Source organism: Acidimicrobiia bacterium, from assembly GCA_035471805.1.
Classification (GTDB): Bacteria; Actinomycetota; Acidimicrobiia; order Spongiisociales; family JAHEDJ01; genus JAHEDJ01.
On record DATIPS010000042.1, the window covers coordinates 1 to 3,308 of the forward strand.

A 3,308-nucleotide genomic window follows, 5' to 3' on the forward strand; every position below is an offset into this window, starting at 1 on the left:
CTGGTTCGGGCAAGCCTGGATGCAGTACGGGAGCGTGCCCGCGCGAACCATATCCGGGCAGAAGTCACACTTCATGACCGTCCCTTTGAGGGCCGGAACCTGCGCTTCGAGGTTGTAGCTGGCGAGATTGGCTTCGGCCGGGACCGGAGGTTCGCCCCAGTTGAAGAATCGTCGATCATACGGGCAAGCCGCCATGCAGATCCGACAACCTATGCATCGCTCCTGATCGATCAGAACGATTCCCTCCGGCGTTGAGAAGGTGGCCCCGACGGGGCAGACATTCACACAAGGCGGGTTCTGACAGTGCTGACAAGGTATCGGTACGAATCGTGTGCCTTCGCCCTCGAGTTCGTACTCGAGCACCTCGATCCACTGCATAGGCTCGGGGAGCAGGTGCCCTTCGACGCAGGCGGCGGTACATCGGGGAGGCGACCCAACGCTCTGGCATCCATCGCAATAGCGCAGGTCGATGATCATCGACCATTGTCGGATTCTCGAGAACGGAGACTGGACTTCGTCGGGGGCCTGTTGACCAGCCAGGCGCTCGAGGGCTTTCGGCACCACCCCGAGCGGTCCTAGAACGAGGGCAGAAGCACCGAACATCCGGATCGCCGCTCGGCGGTCGATCATCTGGAGGAGAATCTGGAGGTTCCCGCCCGTGGTGTCCAGAGCAACGGTCTCCTCCGGACCAGGACGCGCTCGCAACCAGACGAGCAAACCTACAAAGCCGCCCAGTCCGATGAAGACAAACAGAAACGACGAAGGGCCCACGGCGCCGGCAACGGTGACGATGAGCGAAGAACCAAGGATTGCCAGTACGAGCGGCGCTACAGAGCGGAACGATACGGCCTGCTGCCTGTCACCGCTCAAGAGCCCTCCTTTCCGGGGGACCCTTTTGCGACCAGATCTCCCGGTACCGCTCTCAACTGTTACGGAATCCTAACCGGTGCCGACCGCGCCCTGTGGAGGATTCCTAGCGTTTTCCTACCGGCGTGTCGACCAGTCGGTGAACCCTGGGATCTACCGAGAGGCGTCGATCAGTACATCTGTGGCTCGGACCGTCGCGACGGATGTCTCAGACCGGCGGCGCTAGGCGGCAGCCTGCCTGCGATGAACGGCCACCGCCACCGTTGCGGCCAGCGCCACGGCTGAGACGGCCGACACCGAAACGGCTATACGGCGCCGGAACCGGGGAATCGGCGTGCGATCGAGGCCGGCCATGACGCGCTGAACAAGGTCGGGAGGTGCGGATGCGATCTCGTCTCTCATCGCCGCAAAACCGCGTTCGATCATCTTGAACTGTGCGAAATCCGCCTGACACCGGAGGCATCGGGCGGTGTGGGCTTCGTCATCGCTGAGGAGTCGCTCGTCGCCGAGCACGACTTCACTGATCCGATTCCGGACCCGCTTGCATCGTCGAACGGTCAGAAGGTTCATCGTTCTCCCCCCAGGTGATCACGGAGTTGGTGATGAGCACGATGCAATCTGACCTTGGCTGCGGTAACGGTGATCCCCAGCGCTTCAGCGATCTCACCGTGCGACCAACCGTAGACGTCTTTGAGTACCACCACGGTCCGCTGAGGCCGGGTCAACTGATTGAGGGCGCGCCGGAGTCGTTCCCTCAGTTCGAGGTTCTCTCCGGCTCGTTCGAGATCACCGGACAGGGATATGTCGGCAATGGGAGGCGCGTCGTCGAGCGAGGTCGCCGTGTGCCGTCCGAGACGTTTCTTCAGCGTCCACGCCGCATTCACGGTGATCCGATGAATCCACGTCTTGAACGCCGCGTCGCCGCGAAACTCCGGCAACCCGCGCCAGGCGCGAATGAACGCATCCTGGGCGACGTCGGCCGCCAGTTCCGGATCATTGACCAGTCGGGTTGCCAAAGTGAACACTCCGTGTTGGTGTCGTCGTACCAGCTCTTGAAACGCATCTCTGTCGCCTTCTTGCGCCAGGGCGATCAGATGCTCTTCATCACCAGATTCGACTTCGGCATACTGCATCGGGTTACCGGCCAATCGTTACCGAACCGGTAACCAGCGGCCCCGAATCCGACGAGAGTTCGAGGCTCACGGTTCGGTCCAAATCGACGCCGCCGGTGATCGCGGCGGGCTGGCCCGGCAGTAGAGGATTTCGGAATCTGAACTTGGCTTCGCGGATCGGTTGGCGGTCGTTGAGAGGAGCGAGCTCGGCGGCCGTTTGCAGCATCCACGACACCATGAGCAATCCGTGAACGACGACACCCGGCAGGCCTGCGTTTCTGGCGGTGTCGTGGTCCCAGTGCAGCGGGTTGAAATCGCGACTCGCCGCCGCATAACGAATGAGGTCGCTCCGGCTCGCAGATCTGACCGTGGCGGGCAGGGCACCGTCTTTCTGGCTGAACTCAGGGCGCAACTCCGCTGCCTTTTCCATCGGCGCCGGCTCATTGCGGTCATCCGAACCTGAATCGGTTCGCCGGTCGGACATTATGAACGTGGACAGAGATTCAAGCGTCGTGTCGTCGTCGAAAGTGACGACCGCGCCGAAGGTGACCCAGGCCGACCCCCCTCTCATCCGGACACGATCGACCGACCCGGTGACGATGTAATCGGAGTCGAGTTCCCACGGCGCCCGCCATCTGAATGTCTGATCGGCGTGAATCAGCACTCGCGAGAAGTTGCCCACGTCCGGGTCGTAGAGAAACGCCGGAGCGACGGCAAACAGGGCCGCCCCGGCAAACGACGGAGGCGCGGTGCCTTCCCAACGGTGCGGATCGTCCCCGGTGGCGTCGATGAAAGCGGCCACATTCGACCGATCGGCTCGAAAGGTCCGCTCGTAGGAGCGACCCTGGAGATCCTCGATGCTCATGGGGCAGAAGCGTACCTGGTATCGGCTACGCGTTTCGGTCTTCGAACAGAGCCACACGCGAAGGAGACGGGCCTGAGCCCGTCTCCTTCAATTAGGCCCGCTTCATTCCGCCCGCGGAATCCTGAAACCAAGCTAGCACCGCAGGACGGGGCCGCGCCCCGAGATCAGCGATGTTCGCGGTGAAGAGTGTGGGATGCACACCAGCGGCAGTACTTCTTGAGTGCCAGCCGCTCTCTGGTGTTCGCCTTGTTCTTCACGGTTACATAGTTGCGACGTTTGCATTCGTCGCAGGCCAACGTAATGGCCGGTCTCTTGTCACTTGGCATTGTCGCTTTGCTCCAGTCCTTAGCCTTTAGCTGTTGGCAAATCGCTAACGGCTAAGAGCTAATGGCTGGGCAACCCCAAAAGGGCTACCCACTTACTTCAGAATCTTGGTAACCCGACCGGCACCAACCGTCCGACCA

General features: G+C 61.7%; 5 protein-coding genes. All 5 read right to left on the minus strand.

Annotation, left to right across the window (positions count from 1 at the left end; genetic code table 11):
* The coding region (locus VLT15_08940; GenBank protein ID HSR45340.1) for a 4Fe-4S dicluster domain-containing protein at positions 1 to 870 on the minus strand (870 nt) is incomplete at its 3' end.
* A gap of 219 nt (positions 871 to 1,089) precedes the next feature.
* Positions 1,090 to 1,437: a hypothetical protein gene (locus VLT15_08945; GenBank protein HSR45341.1), complete on the minus strand. Its 348-nt coding sequence runs from the start codon at positions 1,435 to 1,437 to the stop codon at positions 1,090 to 1,092.
* Entirely contained in the window at positions 1,434 to 2,000 is a 567-nt protein-coding gene (locus VLT15_08950; protein HSR45342.1) for a sigma-70 family RNA polymerase sigma factor, read from the minus strand. Before VLT15_08950 ends, VLT15_08945 begins: the two co-directional genes overlap by 4 nt.
* A 4-nt stretch (positions 2,001 to 2,004) precedes the next feature.
* Positions 2,005 to 2,844 carry a MaoC family dehydratase gene (locus VLT15_08955; GenBank protein HSR45343.1) on the minus strand — a complete coding sequence of 280 codons (840 nt, stop codon included), beginning with the start codon at positions 2,842 to 2,844 and terminating at the stop codon, positions 2,005 to 2,007.
* A 164-nt stretch (positions 2,845 to 3,008) separates the two neighbouring features.
* Entirely contained in the window at positions 3,009 to 3,170 is a 162-nt protein-coding gene (rpmG, locus tag VLT15_08960; protein HSR45344.1) for a 50S ribosomal protein L33, read from the minus strand.
* Positions 3,171 to 3,308 lie beyond the last annotated feature (138 nt).

What these genes read in the sequence shown, in the direction of transcription:
- VLT15_08945 (HSR45341.1), bottom strand. Translation starts at nt 1,437, where the DNA reads ATGAACCTTCTGACCGTTCGACGATGCAAGCGGGTCCGGAATCGGATC.
- VLT15_08950 (HSR45342.1), bottom strand. Translation starts at nt 2,000, where the DNA reads ATGCAGTATGCCGAAGTCGAATCTGGTGATGAAGAGCATCTGATCGCC.
- VLT15_08955 (HSR45343.1), bottom strand. Translation starts at nt 2,844, where the DNA reads ATGAGCATCGAGGATCTCCAGGGTCGCTCCTACGAGCGGACCTTTCGA.
- rpmG (HSR45344.1), bottom strand. Translation starts at nt 3,170, where the DNA reads ATGCCAAGTGACAAGAGACCGGCCATTACGTTGGCCTGCGACGAATGC.